Below are 21305 nucleotides of genomic sequence, written 5' to 3' on the forward strand. Positions count from 1 at the left end.
TCAACTCTAGAGAGCAGGTCTAGCCATGACGGTCATCAGCGTCACCCGTTTCCAGGCCGATCCCGCGGACGCCGAGGAGGTCCAGGCCCGGCACGCCGCCCTGGTCACCGCCATCAGAGCCACCGGGCCCGGCCTCACCGAGGCACGCCTCGGCCGCCTGGACGACGACACGTGGGTCGGCGTCTGGCGCTGGAACTCGGCCGCCGCCCTGCAGGCGGCCCGTCAGGCCGCGCCCGGCACCCCCGCGGCCGTCGCCGCGTTCGCGGTCGTCCGCGACGTCACGGCGCAGGACATCGAGGTCCTGGCCGAGCTCTGACGGCCTGCCCCGGCTCCCGGCCCGACGCCGCGAGCCGGGGTTCCCCCGAATCGAGGAGATGACATGATCGAAATCGACGCGTTGACCAAGGTGTACGGATCGGCGCAGGTCCGGGCGGTCGACGAGGTGTCCCTGCACGTCCCCGCCGGGTCGGTCTTCGGCTTCCTGGGCCCCAACGGCGCGGGCAAGACCACGACCATCAAGATGCTGGCCGGGCTGCTGACCCCCACCTCCGGCCGGGTCCGGCTGGCCGGGTTCGACGTGGCCCGGCAGCGCCGGTCCGCGATGGCACGGTTCGGCGCGGTGCTGGAGGGCTCCCGCAACGTCTACTGGACCCTGTCGGCCTGGCAGAACCTGATGTACTTCGGCCGGCTGAAGGGTCTGCGCAAGGCCAGGGTCGCCGAGCGGGCCCAGGATCTGCTGACCGATCTGGGCCTGTGGGAGCGCCGCCACGAGAAGGTGGGCGGCTTCTCCCGGGGCATGCAGCAGAAGGTCGCCATCGCCGTCGCCCTGATCGCCGACCCGCCCGTCGTGCTGCTGGACGAGCCGACCCTCGGCCTGGACGTCGAGGCCACCCGTACCGTCAAGAACTGGATCGCCGAGCAGGCCCGCGAGCTCGGCACCACCGTGTTGCTCACCACCCACCAGCTCGACATCGCCCAGGAACTGTGCGACCGGGTGGCCGTCATGCGCCAGGGGCGGCTCGTGGCCGACCTGCCCACACGCGAGCTGCTGGCCCGCTTCCGCGAACGCGACCGGTACGAGATCCGCGTCGAGGGAGCCGCGCCGCCCGGCTTCGACGCCGAGACCCGCGACGGCGTCACCACCATCAGCGTGCGGGTGAGCGATCCGGCCGAGGTGTACGACGTGGTCGGGCGGCTGCGCGCGCACGGAGCGGTCCTGGAGTCGCTGACGCAGGTCCAGCCCGGCCTGGAGGACGTGTTCCTCGCCCTGGTGAACGAGCCGTCCCATGCTGCCTGACATCCTGCGCGCCGAGATCGGCAAGGGCCTGCGGGTGCAGCTCGCCCACCCGGCCGGGCACGTCGTCACGCTGCTGATCAGCACCATGATGTACCTCGGCCTGCAGTTCGTGCTGGGCCAGGGCGAGCTGCGCCAGGACCTGCTGCCGCCCACCCTGGTCGCGATCGGCGGCTACTGGTTCCTGCAGTACGCCGGCCTGGTGATGGTGGCCGACCTCGTCGAGGAGATACGTGCCGGCACCTTCGCCCAGTCCCAGATGAGCACGGCGCCCCCGTGGTTGCCGATGCTCGGCCGCCTGTTCACCGCGTCGGTGTTCGGGCTGGCCGTGGCCGCCGTCGCCGCTCTCGTGCCGATGCTCCTGGCCCAGATCGCCGTCCCGTTGCGCTGGGCCGCGCTCCTGCCCGCCGCGCTGCTCGGGGTCAACGCGCTGGCCTTCACCTTCCTGCTGGCCGCCCTCGCCCTGGTCTCCCCTGCGGTCGGCGCGCTGCAGTCGCTGTTCACCTCGCTGGTGCTGCTGCTCAACGGTTCGTTCCTGCCGCTGCACCTGTATCCGGACTGGCTGGCCTCGGTGGCCCGGCTCCTGCCCACCACGCTGGGCGTCGAGGCGCTCAACCGGACGCTGTTCGAGGGCGGCACCCTGGCCGGGCTGTGGACCGGCGGCGCGCTGCCCTGGCTGCTGGTCCACACCCTCGTCCTCGCCGCCGTCGCCGGCCTGCTGTTCGTCCGCAACCACCGACGAGCCCTGGAGGCGTCATGACCTTCGTCCGCGGATTCGCCGCCGAGGTCCGCAAGGGGCTGATCGGCCTGCTCGCCGGATGGCGCGAGGTCGTCCTGGAGATGCTCACGTTCCCGCTGTTCTACCTGCTCGTCGTGCTGTTCATGGGACGCGGGCAGCTGCGCGCCGACCTGCTGGCGCCGGTGTTGCTCGGCATGGTGGCGCTGACCTTCGTGCACGAGCAGGTCAACCGCGTGTTCTGGAGCTACCTGGGCGACATCCGGTCCGGCGTGCTGGAGCAGACCTACCTGACCCCGCTGCCCTCGGCCGCGAGCATCCTCGGCCGCCAGGTGGCCGCCGTGATCGCGGCCGTGCCCGCCGCGCTCGCCGTGCTGGTCACCGGCGTCACCGCCGTCGCCCTCCAGGGCGGACGGCTGCCCGTCGACGCGCAGATGGTCGTGCCGCTGGCCGCGATCGTGCTGGGCACCTGCGGGCTCGCGCTCATCCTGTGCGGCCTGTGCCTGGTGTTCAGGCGCATCGAGATCGTCACCCAGCTGTCCGTGGCCGTCTACGCCATCGCGGGCGGCACCCTGGTCCCGCTGGCCGCCATGCCCGAACCGGTCGCCTTCCTCAGCCGGCTGGTCGTCCCCATCGCGCCCGGCATCGAGGCGATGCGCGACATCCTGCTCGGCGGGCATTCCCTGGCCGCCCTCCCGACCGGCTGGGGCCTCGGCTGGCTGCTGGCCCAGCCGCTGCTGATCACGGCGGCCGGGGTGGTCCTGTTCCACCGGCTGGAGAACGTCGCCCGGCACCGCGGCACCCTCGGCCGTTCCTAGGGGGCGGGTGACCCGTCAGGGCCCGACGCGCCGCACGGTGATCTCGTACTGGTCCACGGCGCCCTCCCACCGGGCCACCAGCGCGCCGCCCTCTTCCCTGGCCCTGCGCATGTCCTGACGGCACAGGGCCAGCTCGTCGGAGCGGGGGTCGCAGAACGCGCGCAGGTGCGCCCGGAGCCCGTCGTGCTCCACGGCCGCGAGGGCCGCCTCCGTCTCCGGGTCGCCCCCTTCGTACGGCACGAGGCTGTCGAAGCCGTCGCCCATGCCGGTGGCGACCCGGAGGGCGTCGAGGAGCGTGCCGTCCGAGGCGATCGTGGCGCTCGTCACGCACCACGCACTCGCCGGCAGGTCGACCCCGTGGCGTGCCGTCAGGCGCGCCAGCTCGGCGCCGCCGACCTGGGGCCAGCGGTCGGAACCGGTGACCTTTACGGCCACCAGCTCCTCCCCGAAGCCGGCCGGGAACCGCGCCGCGGCGTCGACTTCGAACAGCGACCGGCTCGGGTCGAACCGCAGCTCGGGGTAGCCAACCTCGTCGAGCAGCAGCAGGTTCTCGCTGGACACGGTCGCGCGGCCGACGAGGGCGGTCGGCTCCAGCCACGCCGGATCCCTGTCGAATCCCGTCTCGTGGAGCCAGTTGCCGCTGTAGCAGGCCGCGTATTCCGCCTCGGGGTCGAAGCCGGAGACGGGGTGGTCCAGCAGGACGCCGAAGGCCTGCCTCAGCGACGACTCCCAGTCGTCACCGGTGGTGGGGGCGGACATCACGTTCGCGCCTTTCCTCAGTGGGGGGATCGTGACGCGCGGCGCGCGCGCCGTCTGGCGTCACTTCTCATGATCGATTGTAGAGTGAGGGATTCGTCCCCCTCTGCAGTCCAGGAAGCGTCCCGTGTTACGTCACCGTTCGGCCGTGCCCGCCCTGCTCCTCACCGGTCTGTACGGTGCCGCGCTGACGGTCGCCGCCGTCGTCGCCCTGGTCTCCGGTGAGCTGGGCCCGTTGTGGGGGCTGACGCTGTTCTCGGCCGTGACCGAAGGCGTCGCGGCCACCGGGCAGAACCTGTTCCTCCTGGTCCTGGCCGGGTTGTGCTGGTCCTGGGGGATCTGGCAGATCCTGCGCGGGCCGTGGGCGGGGCCGCCGCCCCGGCAGGACCCCGACACCCTGCGGTTGCGCCTGGCGCTGTACGCCTCGGCGGCCACGACGTTCCTGCTCCACCTCACCACGTCGATCTGGGCGGACACGACGGTGATCGACTCCGCGGTGACGTGCGTGGTCGTGGTGCTGTTCACGCGGGTGCTGGGCCGCGGCCGGCCGTACATGCGGGGCGCCGGGCTGCTGGGGTACGGCGGATTCACCGTCATCGGCGCGCTCGACCTCCTCGGCCTGTCCGTCCCGGAGGGGGTGGAGCTGGTCTGCGGCCTGGCCGGCCTGGCCTGGACGATGCTGGTCCTGCGGGCCCAGGGCTCCGACGACCGCTGGGGGACGGCGACCGTCGCGTACGGCATCGCCGCCCTGGTGACGCCGCTGGTCCTGGTGCTGGCGGCGTTGCCGTTCACCGGCGAGGAGGGCGCGGTGGAGGCTCTCGGCGTGGTCTCGAGCGTCCTGACGATGATCTGGCTGGTCCGCTCCGCCCACGACCTCGCCGCCCCGCGCCGCCGACCGGCCCCCGAGGCCATGCTGGAGGCATGAGCTCGGGGCGGGCCGACGACCGGGGCGAATGACCGCGGCTCAGCGTCTGCGCGGCCTGGCCCTCTCGGTCGAGGTGGACTCTCGCGGCAACGACGGTCTGGCCAGGGGCGCCAGCGCCGGCCCCTGCCACTGCCGAGGCCGCGGCCTGGCCGCCCCCGACCCCGCCCCCTTGTCGCCGTCAGGATCCCCGCCGTCGATGGACAGGATGCGGCCCTTGAACATGGGGTGCCTGGTCTCCCAGTACCGCCAGCCCTCCACCCTGGCCGGCACGTTGGCTATCCCCGAGCCGATCTCGACCTGCTTGCAGGTGCCGAGTACCGACCAGGCCGACCACCCGATGCGGTAACCGAAAACGCGGTACCACATATTGCCGTACATCCCTTTGGTGATTGTCCGGCTGTATTCATGGCCGGTGAAGACCATATGCCGCTCTTCGAGATGTGGCACGCCCATCTTGCGCAGGTTGCGCACCAGATCTCCGGTCGTGATCACGAGTTGCTGCTCGTTCTCCGTCTCCCGGAACGCCCTCACCTCGTATTCCCGGGTCACCGTCACCGTGATGGTGCCGCCGGGGCCGTCAATGTAGCGGGTACGGGGAATGAAGAAGTTTCTCGGCGAGAGCGAACGGATTTTGAAGAAGGTGTGCGGGTCGCACCGCCCGTCGCCGTCCGCGTACGCGGCCAGGGTCGCGCCGGGGGTCATGGCGAGGACGAGGGCCGTCGAGAGCGAGCCGCGCACGGCCACTCGTGTCATGGTCCGCCCAAGACGAGGCGCCGTCGGCCGGGTGGGGTTGCTGAAGGCTTTTGCTCGTATATGGGGTGAGAACATGTACCGTTCCTTCCGGAAATGCAGCCCGTAGTCGCTATCCGAAGCCGTAGACCGGGATGCGGCCTTTCCGCACGCCGAGCAGGGCATCTAGACCGGTACGATGTTTACACTTGCCACGAAACACTCATCGACGCCACACCGAAACCGCATTCCCGGTGACCGGCAAGATTCCGTTGTCTGAGTGCCAATGGCTCAGGGGTGCCGCTCGGCGGGATCGTTCTCCTGAACCCGCGACCGTGTGAAGGCCCGGATGCGTTCCGCGATGACCTCGGGGGCGTTCAGGTCGGGGGCGTTGTGGTCGAGCCCGGCGATGATCTCGTGCCGGGCGTCGGGCATGAGGCGGGCCAGCCGAGCCGGCACGCCGGTGAGGTAGCCGGGGGACCTGTCGCCGCCGAGCAGCAGCGTCGGGGAGCCGACGCCGGCGTACCTGCTGCCGTCGGAGTCAAGGCGGACGATCTCGCCGATCTCGGCGGGGGTGGTCGCCATCATCGCCCGCGTGTCGCGCCCCTCCGCCCCGCGCAGCATCAGGAACGCCAGCGCGCGGAACACCGGCGCCGGCGCGTCGCCGACCGGAACCAGGCGGGTGGCCTTGAGGAAGCCCGCCATCGCCGCGGTGTGCCTGCCCTCCGCCAGCCGGCGCTCGAACGCCGGCAGCCACCGGGCGGGGAAGGAGCCGTCGATGCTCACGCCCGGTTCGTAGACCATGAGCGCGGCCACCTCGCGCCGCAATCCGAGGTGCAGGGCGACGAGACCGCCGTAGCTGTGCCCGAAGACCAGCCGCGCGCCCGTGCGCTCCATGACCGCCAGCGCGTCGTCGACCTCGGTGTGCACGCCGTACGCCGGGCCCTGCGGGCCGCTGGCGCCGCGTCCGCGCCGTTCGATCACGTGCACGCTGTGCGTGCCGGACAGTTCTCGCGCCAGCGCCTCGTAGTGGTGGGCGCGCCGGTTGTTCCCGGGTATCACCAGCAGCCCCGGCCCCCGCCCCGCGCTGAGCACGGCGATCGTCGTGCCGTCCTTCGAGGTCACGTCCGTGCTCTGCCATCGCATCGACTTCTTGCCGCCCATCACGCCCTGCCTTCACGTCGGTGGAGACAGCAGCCTGGCCGCCGAGGCTGTCACCCGGCTGGCAGAACGCTGGCATCGACCCCCCGCACGAAGGGGCCGGGACCGCTCGCGGGCGGCACGGCCCGGCCGCCGGATCAGGCCCAGTGGTCGCCGTCGGGCAGCCGCAGGTACGTGGCCGGTTCCGTGAGCGAGCGGGCGTCGGCCGGGCGCAGCCCCGCACCGGCGAAGCAGTACGCCTCGGCGCATCCGTCGTACAGGTACTTGCGCAGGACCTCCTCCGGCGAGTCATCCGGGGACGCGTCGCCGCCGCCCGGATGGGTGTCCCATTCCTCGACCTCGCCGTCGCGGAAGACGCTGCCCTGGTTGCCGCTCTTGGGATTGGCGTACATGCCGTAGGCGACCGTGCCCGCCGACAGCGCCTTCATGACGCCGGGCGCGGCGGCCGTGTACCCCCACTCCTGGAAGACGACGCAGCCGCCGGGCACGTCGGTGACGCCGACGAACCGCATCGCGTCGTCGTCGAAGGGATCTTCCTCGACCTCTTCGAGCTCCTCCTCAGTGGCTGGTTCGGCGGCCAGGAGCCGCGCCGCCTCGGCCGCGCTGACACCGCGCACGCACGTCAGGCTGAAACCGTCGCCGTCGACGCCCTCCAGCACCTCGACCAGGCGCGCGGCCTCGGCCACGGCCGCCGTCTCGGCCTCGGTCAGCTGGGCGTGGCCGGGCGGGAACGGGAAGAACAGGCCGGGCGTCGGCCCGGCCAGGCTGAGCCGGCCGGGCGACCAGCCGCCCATCATCGGCCGCCACGGGTCGGCTCCGGCGGAGACCAGCGCACGGGCGTTGTCCGGCTGGTCGTGGAAGACCGCCTCCCAGAGCGCGGTGCGGCCCTCGCACTCAGCGTCGACGTCGGCGACCCGGCCGGCCAGCTCGGCGACCACCTCCGGCGAACCGCGCTCCGCCGCGATGTGCAGGGGACGCTCGAAGAAGTTCGTGCCTTCGTCCGGATCGGCGCCCGCGGCCAGCTTGGCGCGGACCAGGGCGAGGTTCTTCCAGGAGTCCCATCCCAGATCGGACCAGCCGGGGGTTTCCTGTGCGGTCATGACAGCTCCTTCAAGATCCGTTATGCGGAGGCGAGCGGTGCCATCATGGCGCAGGGCACGGACAATTTTCGAAGATCGTCGAGACGCCCGCACAGCCGTCGCCTTCCGGGGACGCCCACACAGGGAAACCCTTGTCCCCGGCGCCCCACCGAGGACAAGGGCGGGGCCGGATCAGGGCTGGGCGTCGAGCCATTCCTGGAAGGTCGGGCCGGCCAGCGTGGCGTGCGGGCCGGGCAGGAACGCGCCGGCGGCGGCCAGCTCGGCATCGGGCATGCCGGCGCCGTCGACGCCGACGACCTTGACACCCCGGCGGGCGCCCAGGAGCCGGGCCGCCTCCGCCAGCGTCTCCCTGCGCGGGCCGGCGATCTCGGGGATCGGCGTGCCGGGCACGGCGGGGGCGGTGGCCAGGTCGGCCAGTTCCTCGGCCACGGTGCGGCAGGCCACGAGCTGGGTGGGCAGCGCCGGTACGTGGGCGACGTCACCGGGCTGCCAGTCCAGCAGCTGGCCCACGAACTCGTGGAACTGCGCCGCCCGCAGGACGCGGACCGGAAGCGGCCCGTCCAGCAGCAGCTCCTCGTGCACCTTCTTGGCCGCGAGGAAACCGGCGGTGGCCTTGTCGGCCCCGATGATGGACGCCACGGCGATCCGCGCGACCCCGGCCTCGCGGCCGTACTCGTGCAGGTTGCGGGCCGAGGCGCGGAAGAACTCCGTCGCCGCCTCCTGGTCGGAGGAGTGCCACGAGGCGACGTCGATGACGACCTGCGCCCCGGTCAGCGCCTCGGCGAGGCCCTGACCGGTGACGACGTCCACGCCGGTGGCGCGGGACATCGGCACGACCCGGTGCCCCCTCTCGGTCAGGACGTCGACGACGTGGCGGCCCAGCCGGCCGGTCGCCCCGGCCACGGCGAACGTGGTGATGCTCATGTCAGGTGCCTTTCTCACTCGCTGTAGTTCCGGCCGGGGGGCATGCCGGGGATGGGCTTGGCGATGAGGGCCGCCGGGGTGAAGAAGCCGATGTGGGCGATCGCCATGACGAGCGACCACATCTCCCTGTCGTCGTGCAGCGCCGACGCCCTGGCGTACAGCTCGTCCGGGACGCGCTCCCCCGACGGGTTCGGGGTGAGCACCGCCTCCACCAGCTCCAGCGCGACGCGTTCCGCCTCGGTGAAACAGGTGGCGTCCCGCCAGGTGGCCACGGCGGTGATGCGCTCCTCCGGCTCCCCCAGCCCGCGCAGGTTGGCGGTCTCCCTGACGGTGAAGTACGTGCTGCCGAGCAGCTGCCCGGCGCGCAGTTGCAGCAGGCCGATGGTCACCGGGGGGATCACCCCGTTCTGGAGCGCCTTGTGCAGGCCCTCGCCGACCACCGCCATCTCGGGGAGGAAGGGGAGAGGATTGGGCATGCGCGACCGCCGGCCGGTCGTCGTGGAGGTGGACATGAGGAAGACTTCCCTTCTCGTTCTCGACTCGTCGTCGTGCCGTGCGGATGGTCCGCGCGGCGTCACGACCACGAGACGCCGCCGCCCCGGCCCGCGTAACAGCGATGCCCCTGTGACGTAGGCCACTGGCCGGCGGTGTTACGCGGCGGTGCGGGGCGGCGTCTTGTGCGTGTGGCAGTGCGGAGAACGGACAGGCAGGAGCGGGACATGACCGATCGGAACGAACACGGCGGGCCGCCCGGCCGCGCCACCCAGGTGTTCGTCGCGCACCGCAACCTGCTGTTCACCGTCGCCTACGAGATGCTCGGCTCCGCCGCCGACGCCGAGGACGTCCTGCAGGAGACCTGGCTGCGCTGGGCGGACGTCGATCACGGCAGCGTGCGGGAGGAGCGCGCCTACCTGGTCCGGATCGTCACCCGGCAGGCGCTCGACCGGCTGCGCGCGCTCGGCCGGCGCAAGGAGTCCTACGTCGGGCCGTGGCTGCCCGAGCCGCTGCTGACCGCGCCCGACGTGGCCGAGGACGTCGAGCTCGCCGAGAGCGTCTCCATGGCGATGCTGCTGGTGCTGGAGACGCTGCAGCCGACCGAGCGGGCGGTGTTCGTGCTGCGCGAGGTGTTCGAGCTGGACTATGACGAGATCGCCGAAGCCGTCGGCAGGAGTCCGTCAGCGGTCCGCCAGATCGCCTACCGGGCGCGGGCGCACGTCGCCGCCCGCCGGCCGCGCGGCAACGCCTCCCCGGCCGAGACGCGAGCCGCGCTCCAGGCCTTCCAGCGGGCGGTCGAGACCGGCGAGCTGCAGAGCCTGCTCGACGTGCTCGCGCCGGACGTCGTCGCCCTGAGCGACGGCGGCGGCCTCAGGCACGCCCTGCTGCGGCCCGTCGTGGGCATCGACAACGTGGCCCGCCTGCTGGCCACCGGCTGGTGGAAGCACGACGCGGACAGATCGGTCGAGCTGGTGCAGATCAACGGCGGGCCCGGGCTGCTCGTGCGGATCGACGGGGAGATCGACGGAGTGGTGGCGGTACGCGTCGAGAACGGCTACGTCACCGGCGCCTACCACGTGCGCAATCCCGACAAGCTTTCGCGGATGGGGCGGGAGACCGCCGTGACCCGCTGAGCGCGGCAGGTCAGCACGGGTCAGCACGGGTCAGCGCGGGTCAGCACGGGTCAGCACGGGTCAGCACGGGTCAGCGCGGTGCGCCGAGGACGCAGAACTCGTTGCCCTCGGGGTCGGCCATGACGACCCACGGGACGTCGCCCTGGCCCACGTCGGCGGGCGTCGCGCCCAGCTTCGCCAGACGGGCCACCTCCACCGCCTGATCGGCGCCGCGGTGCGGCAGCAGGTCGATGTGCACGCGGTTCCACACGGTCTTCGGGCCGGGCGTCGTGCGAAGGAACTCCAGGTAGGGCCCGACACCCTCGGCCGCGCGCAGGCGCGCGTGATCGTCGCCGGCCTCGTGCACGGTCCAGCCCGCCGCCTCGCCCCAGAACCGGGCCATGGCCCGCGGGTCGGCACAGTCGACCACCACCGCGGCGATCGGCCCGGTGTCCCGGTAGATCTCCCGGGGCTCCAGCACGCAGAACACGTTGCCCTCCGGGTCGGCCATGACCGTCCACGGGACGTCGCCCTGGCCCACGTCGGCGGGCGTCGCGCCGAGCTCCTCCAGGCGGGCGACCAGCTCCGCCTGATGGGCCTCGGAGGTGGTGGCGAGATCGAGGTGCACGCGGTACCTCACCGTCTCGGGGTCGGGGACGGCGACGACGTCGACGCAGACGGCGCTGGGATCGGGCCAGGCGAAGCCCACAGGCTCGACGTTGGTCACGCCGGGGCCCTCGCTGGAGACGCCCCAGCCGAGCGCGTCCGCCCAGAACCGGCCGAGCGCCGCGTCGTCCCGAGCCTTGAAGTTCACCTGAACCAGCCGCAATGCCATGCGATTCACCCTATGCCCGGCGGCCGGGCCGCCGCCTCCGCGCCGGTCAGTCGGCGAGGACGACGTCCAGGAGCCGTTCCGGAGCGCGCAACGGCAGGTAGTGGTCGGCCGCGGCCACGATCTCCAGGCGGGCGCCGGGGATGCCCTCGGCGAGCCGGCGGGCGATCACGCCGATCTCCGGGTGGTCGTGGTCGCCGACCACCACGGTCGTGGGCACCGTGACCCGGTCGAGGAGCTCGACGGCGCCCACGTCCCCGAAGCGGGCATGGCCCTTCTCGGCGGCCGCCCGCACCTTGGCGTTCTCGGTGACCATGTCGCAGATCGTGGCGTATCCCGGCGCCCGGTCGCCCAGCGACGCCCACAACGTGAGCTCCCTCTCGGCCAGGCGGGCGGCGTCACCCTCGCGGTCGGCCGCCGCGTAGGCGTCCAGCTCGGGAGAGCGCGGCCAGTCGTGGCCACCGGCCGACGCCCCGACCAGGGTCAAGGAGCGCACCCGTGCCGGGTGCTCCAAGGTGAAGTCGAGCGCGACCTCGCCGCCCATGCTCAGCCCCACCAGCGCGGCACGCTCGACGCCGAAGTGGTCGAGGACCGCGAGCAGGTCGTCCTCGAAGCGGAACGGGGCGGTCGGCGGCGTCGAACGGCCCAGGCCCCGCGCGTCGTACCGGATCACGGTGCGGTGGCGTGCGAGTTCGGGGAAGACGCCGTCCCAGAGGCGGCTGTCGTGCACGGAGCCGTGCAGCAGGACCATAGGGGCACCGTCGCCGGCCTTCTCGGCCCACAGGCGGCCGTCACCGGAGACGGGGATGTACTCGATCGTCATGGGAGCGATTCGACCACACTCCAGGAGAAGGACGTCCTGGCTGCGGAAATCATCCCCGAGGGGGACGGGGAATCAAGGACCGCTTTGACGACCGCGGAAAGGGACGACTTCTACCGTTCGACCCATGGTTATCAACACGAACACATTCCGCCGCACCGCGGCCGGTGTCGGACTTGTCCTGGCCGCCCTCGCCTTCCCCGCCGCGGCCCAGGCGGCCGCGGCGCAGACCTCCACCACCCCCGTCCTGGTCGGCGTCTACCCGACGTCGGACGCCTGCGCTCGGGCGGCCGCCCCGTACACCGCCGCCGGGAAGACCGCCTCCTGCCGCCTGAACAGCATCTACGCCAAGCCCCCCTACTGGCTGCTGTACGTCTCGTAGGCCGCACCTCGAACGGCGGGATTCTCGGCCCGGCGCCCTGCGATCATGGAGGGATGCCCGAGCCGAGAATCCGCGTCGCCGCCTACGTCGTCCGCCACCGGACCACCCCCGAACTCCTCGTCTTCGATCACGTCGACGCGCCCGAAGCGGGCACCCAGGTTCCGGCGGGCGGAGTCCTGCCGGACGAGAGCCTGGAACAGGCCGTCCTGCGGGAGGTCGCGGAGGAGACCGGCCTGACCGAGATCGCCGTCGTCGGGCCCATCGCGGTCGACCACAAACCTCGTGAGGACAACGGCCAACCCCGGCGCACGACGTTCTTCCACCTCACCGCCACCCCTGACAGCGCCGACGCCTGGCGCCACCGTGTCCACGGCGACGGCTCGGACGCCGGCCTGGAGTTCGCGTGCCGCTTCGTCCCCCTGCCGCTTGCAGAGGGGCTGGCCGACGCCCAGGACGCGTGGTTGGGTCGCCTCCAGGGATGAGCCCCGTCCCGGACCTCGCGCTCTGGCGGGGGCGGGGCCGGGCATGGACACCGGCCGGGGCATCTGACACGATCGCCGTCCGGCTCCGTCCCCGCGGTGAGGGGGAACCCGTGCTCCGACCCGTCGCCGTCGTGGCCGCGCTCGCACTCGGCCTGGCGATCGTGCTCACCTCCGCCTCCAAGGCGGCTCCCCGGTGGGAGGTGTGGGCAGCACTCGCCCTGGCGCTGACCGCCGCCTCGGGCGCCGTCCTCGCCTACGGCGTCCAGCGCTGGAGGGAGCTGGCGGCCCTGCGTCCCGCACGCGTCCGCGAGGTGCTCCGGCCGCTCGGCGCCCTGTTCCTGGTGGCCCTGCTGCTGGTCGTGCTCGCCCTGGTCCTGTCCCCCGATCCGCTCGCCGGCTGGCGGGGCTGGGCGCTGTCGGCGATCGCGTGCCTGGGCGCCCTTCCGGCCGTGGCCACGATGTCGGGCATCCGCCGGTCGGCCGGGGCGCTGGAGGGCGGGCCGGGCACGCGGGCGGCCACGCTGATCAGCTTCCGGCGGCTGCTGCGGCGGCTGCTGGGCGCCGTCGGCCTGCTGGTCGCGCTGGCGACGCTCGCGCTCGGCGCCTCTCCCGCTTCGTCGCCCCAAGGAATCGTGCTGATCTTCGGCGGCAACGGGTCACTGCTGGTGGCCCTGGCCTACGTCCCGGCCCGCGCCGCGCTGCGGGAGGCCGCCACCCGACTCTGCGACGACCTGCTGCCCCTCGGGGACGTGGACGACGCCGCGACGGTGGTCGCCCGGGCCGAGGAACGCGCGAAACTGGAGCAGGTCCTGGAGGTCGACCACAACCTCATGACCGACCTGCAGACGGGCCTGGTGATCCTCGGGCCGCTGCTGTCCAGCGCCGCCGCCGCGTTCCTCCCCGGAGCCACCGGGTCGGGCTGACAGGGGCAGGCCCGATCCCAGCTGTCCCGGCGCGGAAGGCATGGTACGTCCCAGCCGTGACCGGATGAGGACATGGGAGAGTGATCCTTAAGGGGATCTCGCTCCGGGCGGATGAGGCGGGGGGCGGGCCGGTGAGGACCGGCCGCCGGTGACCCGGTCATGACCGGGCTGGTTGCGGCGCCGGACGGCACGATCTGGGCTCTCGGCCGACTCCAGGGCCAGCCCCCGCGCCAGGTCCTGTTCACGTTCGAGAGGGGTGTGCGGCGGGAGGCGCGGGCCGGCAGGCGCCTCCCGCCCTGCATCCCGGATCAGCGAGCCCCGGTCAGGACGGCTGAGGCGCGGCGGACGGTCGTCAGGTGGTGGAGCAGCGCCACGGTCGTGACGCCGGCGGCCGGCAGCCCCAACGCCGCGGGCACGACGGCGAACCACTCCTGGACCAGCCCGCCCAGCCCGCCGCCAAGAGCCATCCCGATGTAGACGGCCGAGGAGTTGAGACCGAGCAGGACCGGCGCCGCGGCCGGGCCGAGGGCGATGAGCCGATGCTGCTGGGGCACGACGACGACGCCCACGGCCGCCCCCCAGACCGCGGCCCATACCAGGGTCGACACGAACGTGCTGGTCGCCACCGGCGTGAGCGCCAGCGCGACGGCGGCGACGACGAGGGGCCAGGTCAGCACGCGCGCGGGGTCGTACCGGTCGACCAGTCGTCCGGCGACGATGTTTCCGGCCAGGACGCCCACCCCCCAGACCAGCAGGATGGCGGCGAACAGCGGTTCGGAGCCGCCCGTCGCCTCCCGCAGGGCCGGGCCGATGTAGGTGTAGAGGGTGTAGGCGCCGAGGAAGACCAGCGTGGTGACGGCCAGCAGCGCCACGACCCGGCCCTCCTTCAACGGGCGCAGCCGGTCACCCAGCGAGGCGGCGGGAAGCCGCACCTTGGGCAGCCCGGCGGCGATCCCCAGGGCCGCGACCAGGCCGACCCCGGCGACCGCCCACAGGGTGACGTGCCAGTCGGTACGGCCGATCAGCGTGCCGAGCGGAAGACCCAGCGCCGTCGCCGCCGTGAGCCCGCCCAGCACGAACGCCAGAGCCCTGCCGCGGCGTTCCGGAGGCGCGATGGCCCCCGCGGTGCTGGAGGCAGCAGAGTTGATCATTCCGGCCCCCGCCGCGGTGACGACGCGGGCGATCATCACCACCTCGTAACCGGTGCCCAGGGCGGTGACGGCGTTGCCGGCCACGAACACGCCCAACGCGATCAGCAGCGCGGTCCGCCTGTCCAGCCCACCGGTGAGCGCGCCCATGATCGGCGCCGACAGGGCCATCACCAGGGCGAACACCGTCACCAACTGCCCGGCGACGGGAGTCGAGACCCCCAGGTCGGCGGCGATGGCCGGGAGCAGGCCCGCGATGACGTAGCTGTCGGTGCCCACGGCGAAGGTCGCCAGGGCCAGAGGGAGAAGTCGTCGCAACACCGGACGGTGCCACCTTTCCATAGGGACCTCGGACGTATCGAGGGGAACCCTACGGAATACATGGATGCTTGTCCATATATCCATCTATTGGTAGCGTGACGGGTGTGCGGAACACAGGGGGCGACCATGCGTGAGGTGTCACAACCGGCCACCGAGGCCATCCGGCTGGTCGAGGTCCTGCGCGCCCTGGCCGACCCCGTGCGCCTCGACCTCGTCCTGCGGCTCGACCGGATGGGCGAGGACTACTGCAACGCCATCGGCGCCGACATCGACGTGCACCAGACGACGCTGTCGCACCACTACCGGGTGCTGCGCGAGGCCGGCGTGACATGGACGAAGGTGCAGGGCCGATCCCGGCTGGTCCGGCTGCGCCGGGAGGACCTCGACACCCTCTTCCCCGGCCTGCTCGACTCCGTGCTCGGCGCGCAACGCCGCACCCGCGACACCGACGGGTGACCCCGAGGTCTCCGGCATTCAGGATCACCCTCATGCCGGAGACCTCGCCCCTCGGCGATCTACGACACGAACACCGCGGCGACCGCTAACACCACCAGTCGGTCAGGTAGGAGACGGTGGACCCCTTGGGGCGCCCGCCGGCCCGCATGCAGACGACTTGACTGGAGCTGGTCCGCAACCCGTTGCCGTAGTTCCTGCCGCCGCTGATCGTCCGCAGGTCGCACTGCCGCCAGTTGCGCCCGCTGTCGATCGAGTAGTCGACCCAGATGGCGTCGCCGTCGTTGGAGTTGACGATGCGCGCCCACGCGTACTGATAGCCGCCGACGTTCCCGGAGCGCAGTTCCAGCGTCTGGCCGTTCGGCATGGCCTTCTGCGCCCTGGTCGCGGCGCTCGTGGCATTCGACGGGCTGGTCATGGACGGGCACGAGGGCGGCACATCCGCCGTCGCGGCCTGCGCGGCGCCGACCGCGGCCGCGGACGTCAGCACCACCATGGCCGCCGACAGCACGACCGTCTTCAGAGCGGTTCCCGTTACGTTCATCGCGAGCGTGTCCCTTTCGGTGGGGGATTCCTGCCACGACGATGTTCGAACGGCGGCCCCGGCCGCAGGTAGGGCCTTCGAGCGTGGTCGAAAGCCCCAGGCGACAGCCCGCCGGGCCGTCCGGCTCAGTTCGCCGCGGGCAGAGCCCCGTTCAGCAGGGACAGGCCGAGCGGCGTCAGCAGGTGCAACACCGAGCCGCCCTGCCGGCGCGAGACGACCAGGCCGCTGTCCCGCAGGACCGACACATGATGGCTGGCGGTCGCGGCGGAGATCGACAACCTCCTGGCCAGGTGCGTCGTCGTGCAACCGCGGCCGACCTCCTCCAGCACGGCCGCCCGGGTCGGGCCCAGGAGGGCGGCCAGCGTGCCCGCCCGCCGCGACGAGCCCGCGGCGCCGTGCCCCCACAGGGCGAAGGCGTCGGCGGGATCCCGTAGAGCCGGGTAGAACAACACCGGCGCGTCGTCCGGACGGAAGCCGTCGCAGCTGAACAGCGGCAACCGGCAGAACACCGACGGGATCAGCACGAGCCCTCGCCCGTTCAGGTGCACGTCGATCGTCTGCGCCGTGAACCGGGTGGGCACGTCCAGCGTCATGTCCCGCCAGACCAGGTCGGGGTGGAGCGTGGACAGCAGGCGTTCGGCGCCTCCCCGCGCCATGACGCCCGCACGGGTGGCGACCTCCGCCTCCAGGTGCGCGCGCAGCGGATCACGGTACGGGCCGAGCAGCGCGGTGCACGCCTCCCGCACGGCCGCCACGAAGTGCCCGCGCGCCTCGGCGTCGTCGGGCAACCGCCGCGACCAGGAAGGCAGGTCTCCGTACTGCCCCCACGAGTCCAGCTCGGCCCGCACCGAACCGGCCCGCACCCCCAGGATCCGCTCCACCCCCTCCTCCACGTGCGCCCCCGCCCCCGCCAAGGTGTACACGTCGAACGGATGAACGCCCTGCGCCAGACCGGCCAGCAACCGAAGCGAGTCACGGGGCGTCACCCCCCGCCGCCACGGCTCGAACAGCGCCCCAGGCCGCCGCCTGGCCATGACGTTCAGCGCGAACCAGGACTCCATGACCGGGCCGGGCGACGCCTCGAAACGTAACCGGGCCAGATCCTCACCCGTGAAATGAAAGCGCCACATACTCCATCCATCGTCCGAAGCGAACGTTCACCGGCACGGCCAGAAGGCGAGCAGGCCCGCGGCGCCGTCGAGCGTCGACCCGAGCAGCGACCCCAGATACCAGGGCACGTCGGTCAGCCCCATGACGAACGCGACGGCCCCCCGTAGCGAAACCGGCCACGGCAGGCCGAGCAGATCGTTCCCGAGCGTGGAACTGCCGTGCAGCCACAACCCCCACGCGTCGAAGTAGCCGATGTCCGCCACGAACGGAGCATAGAAGCGGGCCACGGCGACGCCTAGGTCTGTCGGCGCCTGGTTCTCGCCGGATGGATTTTGTGAGTGAACTTCGGACGGCGCCTTTACGTTGTAGATTCATTGGGGACGCCGGCGCTCAGCCGGGCGCAGAGGTCCCACACCGCGTTCTGGTTGCGTTCGTCGAGGGCGCTGGCCGGCAGCGGCTTGCGGCGGCACCGGTCGTCGAAGTAGGCGCCGGTGAGGCCCTCCACCTCCGTGCTCGCGGCCAGATGGATGCTGGAGCGAGCCGATCGGGTCAGGTCCGACAGGAAGAGCGGCGCGACGACCTTCAGCACCAGGGGCGCGATCGGCCGGTAGAGCCGCGGGAACGCGCTGATCGGGGTCGCCCTGTTCATCGGCGTGTAACCGTGCCCGGGGTAGACCACGTTGGCCGTCACCCCCGTGCCGCGCAGCTCCCGGGCGAGCCGGGCGGTCAGCGCCATCGTCATGGTCTTGGTGTGGTTGTAGTGGCTGAACGTCCAGCCGAGGAAGCGCCGCTCCCCCAGCAGGTTGTCGTGCTCGATGGGGCCGCCGGGGATGCCGCCCGTCAGGTTGACGACCCGGGCGCGACCGGCGCGCTTGAGCTGCGGCAGCAGCAGGTGGGTGAGGGTGAACGGCGCGAGCACGTGCGCGGCGAACATCTTCTCCACGCCGTCGACGGTCAGCTCGCGGCGCGGCCGGTTGAGGCCGACGTTGTTGACCAGGACGTCCAGCGTGTCATGGCGCTCGGCGATCTGGGACGCGACCTGGCGCAGACCGTGGAGGCCGGTGAGGTCGGCGGCCAGGGCGTCCACGCGATCGTGTCCGGCGCCTGCGCGGATCTCCTGCGCGGCACGCTGCGCCCGGACGCGGTCGATCCCCACCAGGATGACGGAGGCCCCCAGTTCGGCCAGGCCGCGCGCGGTCTCCATGCCGATGCCCCCGGTGCTGCCGGTGATCAGGGCGGTCCTGCCCGTCATGTCGTTCAGTGTCATCTGCGCTTGTCTCCTCTCGGTCGGGACGCCGGTGTCAGCGCGAGATCAGTTCCTGCGTGAGCTCATGGAGGCGTAGTGCGTCGTCCCGGTCGAAGGCGCGGCCGTCCAGCGGCAGCCGGCGCCTGCCCCAGTGGGCGGTGAAGGGCTCGGCCGGCGGGTCGTCCAGGAGGGCGGTCATGGGCACCGTCGCCTTCGGCACCGATGCGGCGAACAGGGTGAACAACGCCCGCGTGCCCGCACGCAGCGGTTGCGGCAGGCTCGCGGGCATGCCGGTGGAGACCACGCCGGGGTTGTAGCCGACGTAGGAGACCCCGCTGGCGGCGTGCAGGACGCCGAAGGCGACGCCGAGGAGGTCGTTGGCCCGGAAGGACTGCAGGGTGGCCTTGGTGCCGCTGTAGGCGCGGGTCAGCTGCAGGTCGTCCCAGTGGATGCGGCCCAGCGGCACGCCGGGTGTGCCCACGTTCATGACGACCGGGCGCCGCGCGGCCCGCAGCACGTCGTGCAGGCCGTGGCTCAGCACGAAACGGCTGAGGTAGGCCAGCGCGAAGCTGTGCTCGAAGCCCTCGCCGGTGGTCGCGCGGCCGCCGAGGAGCCGGTAGCGCTGGGCGCAGAGGATCAGCTTGTCGACGACCGGATGGTCCGCGGCGAGGCGTTCGACGACGCCCCGGCAGGCGGCCAGCGAGGTGAGATCGGCGCGTACGAACGTGGCCCGTCCGGCCGCCAGGGCCCTGGCCTCCGTGAGCAGGGCCTCCCCTTTTCCGGCGGTGCTGCCCAGGGCCACCACGTGAGCGCCCTGCCGGAGGTAGTGAAGGGCCAGCCCCTTGCCGAGCCCGTCGGTGCCGCCAGTGATGATCACGGTCTGCATGTTCACCTGCTCTCGTCGGCACATCCACCGAAGTGGATATGTCATATCCGCTTACGTCAGGGAGCCTAACACGAAGCGGATATGATGTATCCAGTTAGTCGACGGACGGGATGCCATGAGCGAAGAGACACCGGCGCTGCGCCGCGACGCCGAGCACAACCGGCAGCGCACCCTGGCGGCGGCGCGGGAGGTGTTCGCCGCGCGCGGGCTGCAGGCCACGCTCAACGACGTCGCCCACCACGCGGGGCTCGGCGTCGGCACCGTCTACCGCCGGTTCCCCAACAAGGAGGCCCTGGCCGAGGCCGTCTACGCCGGCAAGCTCGACGACATCCGCGCCGCGGCGCAGGCCGCGCAGGCGGCGCAGGACGCCTACCAAGCCCTGCGGGCCTTCATCGAGCACGCCCTGGAACAGGCCGCGACCGACCGCGGGCTGCGCGAGCTGATGCGGCGGGGCGCGGGCGAGAGCGAGCTGATCGAGCGCGCCCGGGAGGGCATCGCCGAGTCCTGCGGCCGCCTCATCACCCGCGCCCAGGACCAGGGCACGCTGCGCGACGACATCACGGTGGGCGACATCGCCCCCATCGTCTCGATGATCGACTCGGTGATGGACCTGCCGTCCTCCGGCGCCGCGCAGCCGTGGCGCCGCTACCTCGCGCTCATCCTCGACGGCCTGCGGACCGGACGGAGCACGCCCTGAAGGCCGGGTTAAGGAGGCCGCCGCACCCTTAAGGACGGCCCACAAGTGTTTCCCAAGTCTCCTGGCACATCTTGACGGCAGAACGCCGTTCCCTGAGGAGAAGAGGAAACATGAGCATTCGACGTCTGACCGCGGCGGCCCTCGTCGCCGGCGGGCTCGCTTTCGGCGCCGTCACCGGCTCCGCCATGCCTGCGTCCGCCGTGTCCGCATCCGCCAGCTCCGGGTCGTGGCACTTCGCCGGGTACTACCAGTACCGCGACCAGTGCGTGCGGGCCGGTTTCACCGCCATCACCAGCGGGGGCATCGTCCAGGATTTCCGGTGCGAGGTGTCCGGTTCGCGCTTCGCGCTCAGCCTTTTCTACTGATCGACCTGACGGCGGCGGCCCGTTCCGCCGCCGCCGTGCAGGTACCGGGTGATGATCTCCATCACCTGCTCCCGCCGGGGCACGAGGTAGAAGTGATCGCCCGCCAAGGTGTCGACGGTGAACCCGGCGCGGGTCAGCTCGCCCCACAGCGGCACCCGCTCCGGCACGACATCGTGGTCCGCGTCCCCGTGGAGGGCGTGGATCGGGCAGTCCAGCGGCGCTCCCTCCCGGTGCTCGTACGCCGCGACCGCACGCAGGTCGCTGCGCACGTAGGACAGGACGATCTCCAGCAGTTCGGGGTCGGCCAGCAGCCCTGGGTCGGTCCCGTTGAGCGTTCCCATCAGGCCGGCGAGCGTCTCGTCGTCCGTCTCGGCGAGGGAGCCGAGCACGCCGGCCATCGTCTGGGGCGGGTTCGCGCCGGAGACGAAGAGCCGGGCCGGCACGACGCCCCTTCCGGCCAGCTCGCGGGCCACCTCGTAGGCGACGAGGGCGCCCATGCTGTGCCCGAAGAGCGCGACCGGCCGGTCCAGCAGCGGCGTCATGGCGTCCGCGATCCGGTGTGCCATGTCGCGGAGGTCGCCGATCAGGGGATCGGCCCATCGGTCGCCCCGGCCCGGATACTGCACGGCGTGAATCTCGACGCCCGCGTTCTCGGCCCAGGAGCGGTAGAAGGCCGCCGAGCCGCCCGCGTGCGGAAAACAGAACAGCCGGACCGCGGAAAGCGGACGCTTTTCCGGGCAACGCAACCAGTCAGCCATTCCAAATCCCCTCATCGGCATGTCCGGGCGAGCGAATTATTCAACACGCCCGGCCCCGGGAACAAGCGGAAGGGAATACCTGATGGACGATTTCTGGAACCACTGCCGGGTGCTCGTGAATGACGAGGGAGCGCATTCCCTGTGGCCCGCTTCCGCCGCCGTTCCCGATGGCTGGAGGGTCGTGTACAGGAACGACGTCCGGCAGAGATGCCTGGAATACATCACCGGGCATTGGACCGACATAACGCCGGACAGCCTGGTCGACGCGATCGTCCCGGCGGAGTGACG

The 21305-nt window shown here is 72.0% G+C and carries 28 protein-coding genes; 13 read left to right on the forward strand and 15 right to left on the reverse strand.

Translation table 11 applies throughout. The features are described from left to right. Positions 1–25 precede the first annotated feature (25 nt). From ABZ459_RS48135 to ABZ459_RS48150, 4 genes are all read left to right on the forward strand, one after another. Positions 26–316 carry an antibiotic biosynthesis monooxygenase gene (locus ABZ459_RS48135; RefSeq protein ID WP_357986668.1) on the forward strand — a complete coding sequence of 97 codons (291 nt, stop codon included), beginning with the start codon at positions 26–28 and terminating at the stop codon, positions 314–316. A gap of 63 nt (positions 317–379) precedes the next feature. Further along, a complete protein-coding gene (locus tag ABZ459_RS48140) occupies positions 380–1297 on the forward strand; it encodes an ABC transporter ATP-binding protein (protein WP_357986671.1) in 918 nt (305 codons plus the stop codon). Further along, entirely contained in the window at positions 1287–2054 is a 768-nt protein-coding gene (locus ABZ459_RS48145; RefSeq protein ID WP_357986674.1) for an ABC transporter permease, read from the forward strand. Before ABZ459_RS48140 ends, ABZ459_RS48145 begins: the two co-directional genes overlap by 11 nt. Next, the gene (locus tag ABZ459_RS48150; protein ID WP_357986677.1) at positions 2051–2848 is read left to right on the forward strand and encodes an ABC transporter permease; all 798 of its coding nucleotides are present in this window, start codon (positions 2051–2053) and stop codon (positions 2846–2848) included. The genes ABZ459_RS48145 and ABZ459_RS48150 overlap by 4 nt, the downstream gene beginning before the upstream one ends. 15 nt (positions 2849–2863) lie before the next feature. Here the strand turns inward: ABZ459_RS48150 and ABZ459_RS48155 are convergent, their stop codons facing one another. Continuing rightward, positions 2864–3607: a hypothetical protein gene (locus ABZ459_RS48155; protein ID WP_357986680.1), complete on the reverse strand. Its 744-nt coding sequence runs from the start codon at positions 3605–3607 to the stop codon at positions 2864–2866. Between the two features lie 145 nt (positions 3608–3752). Here ABZ459_RS48155 and ABZ459_RS48160 point away from each other — a divergent pair, with 145 nt between their 5' ends. Then, positions 3753–4529 (forward strand): hypothetical protein, encoded by a 777-nt coding sequence (locus ABZ459_RS48160; RefSeq protein WP_357986683.1) that lies wholly within the window; start codon positions 3753–3755, stop codon positions 4527–4529. 39 nt (positions 4530–4568) lie between these two features. Here ABZ459_RS48160 and ABZ459_RS48165 read toward each other — a convergent pair whose 3' ends face one another. The 5 genes from ABZ459_RS48165 to ABZ459_RS48185 form a co-directional block, all read right to left on the reverse strand. Beyond that, on the reverse strand, positions 4569–5273 hold the full coding sequence (locus ABZ459_RS48165; RefSeq protein WP_357986686.1) for a hypothetical protein: 705 nt from the start codon (positions 5271–5273) through the stop codon (positions 4569–4571). 276 nt (positions 5274–5549) lie between these two features. Then, positions 5550–6422: an alpha/beta hydrolase gene (locus tag ABZ459_RS48170; RefSeq protein ID WP_357986689.1), complete on the reverse strand. Its 873-nt coding sequence runs from the start codon at positions 6420–6422 to the stop codon at positions 5550–5552. A 134-nt stretch (positions 6423–6556) separates the two neighbouring features. Continuing rightward, a complete protein-coding gene (locus ABZ459_RS48175; protein ID WP_357986692.1) occupies positions 6557–7519 on the reverse strand; it encodes an ankyrin repeat domain-containing protein in 963 nt (320 codons plus the stop codon). A 171-nt stretch (positions 7520–7690) separates the two neighbouring features. After that, positions 7691–8443 (reverse strand): NAD(P)H-binding protein, encoded by a 753-nt coding sequence (locus ABZ459_RS48180; RefSeq protein WP_357986695.1) that lies wholly within the window; start codon positions 8441–8443, stop codon positions 7691–7693. 14 nt (positions 8444–8457) lie between these two features. Then, on the reverse strand, positions 8458–8955 hold the full coding sequence (locus ABZ459_RS48185) for a carboxymuconolactone decarboxylase family protein (protein ID WP_357986698.1): 498 nt from the start codon (positions 8953–8955) through the stop codon (positions 8458–8460). A 207-nt stretch (positions 8956–9162) separates the two neighbouring features. Between ABZ459_RS48185 and ABZ459_RS48190 the strand changes: the two genes are divergently transcribed. Beyond that, positions 9163–10071, forward strand: coding sequence for an RNA polymerase sigma-70 factor (locus tag ABZ459_RS48190; protein WP_357986701.1), 909 nt, complete (start codon positions 9163–9165; stop codon positions 10069–10071). Between the two features lie 70 nt (positions 10072–10141). Here ABZ459_RS48190 and ABZ459_RS48195 read toward each other — a convergent pair whose 3' ends face one another. Then, the gene (locus tag ABZ459_RS48195; RefSeq protein ID WP_357986703.1) at positions 10142–10885 is read right to left on the reverse strand and encodes a VOC family protein; all 744 of its coding nucleotides are present in this window, start codon (positions 10883–10885) and stop codon (positions 10142–10144) included. A gap of 46 nt (positions 10886–10931) precedes the next feature. Further along, positions 10932–11705: an alpha/beta fold hydrolase gene (locus ABZ459_RS48200; protein WP_357986706.1), complete on the reverse strand. Its 774-nt coding sequence runs from the start codon at positions 11703–11705 to the stop codon at positions 10932–10934. A 124-nt stretch (positions 11706–11829) separates the two neighbouring features. Between ABZ459_RS48200 and ABZ459_RS48205 the strand changes: the two genes are divergently transcribed. The 3 genes from ABZ459_RS48205 (at position 11830) to ABZ459_RS48215 (ending at position 13489) form a co-directional block, all read left to right on the forward strand. Next, positions 11830–12084: a hypothetical protein gene (locus ABZ459_RS48205; protein ID WP_357986709.1), complete on the forward strand. Its 255-nt coding sequence runs from the start codon at positions 11830–11832 to the stop codon at positions 12082–12084. Positions 12085–12137: 53 nt separating this feature from the next. Beyond that, on the forward strand, positions 12138–12566 hold the full coding sequence (locus ABZ459_RS48210) for an NUDIX domain-containing protein (protein ID WP_357986712.1): 429 nt from the start codon (positions 12138–12140) through the stop codon (positions 12564–12566). A 110-nt stretch (positions 12567–12676) separates the two neighbouring features. Continuing rightward, entirely contained in the window at positions 12677–13489 is an 813-nt protein-coding gene (locus ABZ459_RS48215; protein WP_357986715.1) for a hypothetical protein, read from the forward strand. Between the two features lie 308 nt (positions 13490–13797). Here ABZ459_RS48215 and ABZ459_RS48220 read toward each other — a convergent pair whose 3' ends face one another. Further along, positions 13798–14955, reverse strand: coding sequence for an MFS transporter (locus ABZ459_RS48220; RefSeq protein WP_357986718.1), 1158 nt, complete (start codon positions 14953–14955; stop codon positions 13798–13800). Between the two features lie 129 nt (positions 14956–15084). Between ABZ459_RS48220 and ABZ459_RS48225 the strand changes: the two genes are divergently transcribed. Further along, positions 15085–15414, forward strand: coding sequence for a helix-turn-helix transcriptional regulator (locus ABZ459_RS48225; RefSeq protein WP_357986720.1), 330 nt, complete (start codon positions 15085–15087; stop codon positions 15412–15414). 85 nt (positions 15415–15499) lie between these two features. Here ABZ459_RS48225 and ABZ459_RS48230 read toward each other — a convergent pair whose 3' ends face one another. The 5 genes from ABZ459_RS48230 to ABZ459_RS48250 all read right to left on the reverse strand — a co-directional run bounded on the left by ABZ459_RS48230 (position 15500) and on the right by ABZ459_RS48250 (position 19197). Beyond that, positions 15500–15955, reverse strand: coding sequence for a hypothetical protein (locus tag ABZ459_RS48230; RefSeq protein ID WP_357986723.1), 456 nt, complete (start codon positions 15953–15955; stop codon positions 15500–15502). A gap of 125 nt (positions 15956–16080) precedes the next feature. Beyond that, entirely contained in the window at positions 16081–17085 is a 1005-nt protein-coding gene (locus ABZ459_RS48235; protein ID WP_357986726.1) for a winged helix-turn-helix domain-containing protein, read from the reverse strand. Positions 17086–17112: 27 nt separating this feature from the next. Next, complete coding sequence (locus ABZ459_RS48240) at positions 17113–17352, reverse strand: hypothetical protein (RefSeq protein ID WP_357986729.1); 240 nt, start codon at positions 17350–17352, stop codon at positions 17113–17115. Between the two features lie 71 nt (positions 17353–17423). Beyond that, positions 17424–18332 (reverse strand): SDR family NAD(P)-dependent oxidoreductase, encoded by a 909-nt coding sequence (locus tag ABZ459_RS48245; protein ID WP_357986732.1) that lies wholly within the window; start codon positions 18330–18332, stop codon positions 17424–17426. Between the two features lie 34 nt (positions 18333–18366). After that, positions 18367–19197 carry an SDR family NAD(P)-dependent oxidoreductase gene (locus tag ABZ459_RS48250; RefSeq protein WP_357986735.1) on the reverse strand — a complete coding sequence of 277 codons (831 nt, stop codon included), beginning with the start codon at positions 19195–19197 and terminating at the stop codon, positions 18367–18369. Between the two features lie 115 nt (positions 19198–19312). Between ABZ459_RS48250 and ABZ459_RS48255 the strand changes: the two genes are divergently transcribed. After that, complete coding sequence (locus tag ABZ459_RS48255; RefSeq protein WP_357986738.1) at positions 19313–19894, forward strand: helix-turn-helix domain-containing protein; 582 nt, start codon at positions 19313–19315, stop codon at positions 19892–19894. A 110-nt stretch (positions 19895–20004) separates the two neighbouring features. Beyond that, a complete protein-coding gene (locus tag ABZ459_RS48260; RefSeq protein WP_357986741.1) occupies positions 20005–20259 on the forward strand; it encodes a hypothetical protein in 255 nt (84 codons plus the stop codon). On the opposite strand, the gene ABZ459_RS48265 is transcribed toward ABZ459_RS48260, so the two are convergent. Next, a complete protein-coding gene (locus tag ABZ459_RS48265; RefSeq protein WP_357986744.1) occupies positions 20253–21017 on the reverse strand; it encodes an alpha/beta fold hydrolase in 765 nt (254 codons plus the stop codon). The two genes, ABZ459_RS48260 and ABZ459_RS48265, sit on opposite strands and share 7 nt — an antisense overlap. A gap of 82 nt (positions 21018–21099) precedes the next feature. Between ABZ459_RS48265 and ABZ459_RS48270 the strand changes: the two genes are divergently transcribed. Next, a complete protein-coding gene (locus ABZ459_RS48270; RefSeq protein ID WP_357986747.1) occupies positions 21100–21303 on the forward strand; it encodes an MbtH family NRPS accessory protein in 204 nt (67 codons plus the stop codon). Positions 21304–21305 lie beyond the last annotated feature (2 nt).

Source organism: Nonomuraea sp. NPDC005692 (genome assembly GCF_040631115.1).
GTDB lineage: Bacteria > Actinomycetota > Actinomycetes > Streptosporangiales > Streptosporangiaceae > Nonomuraea.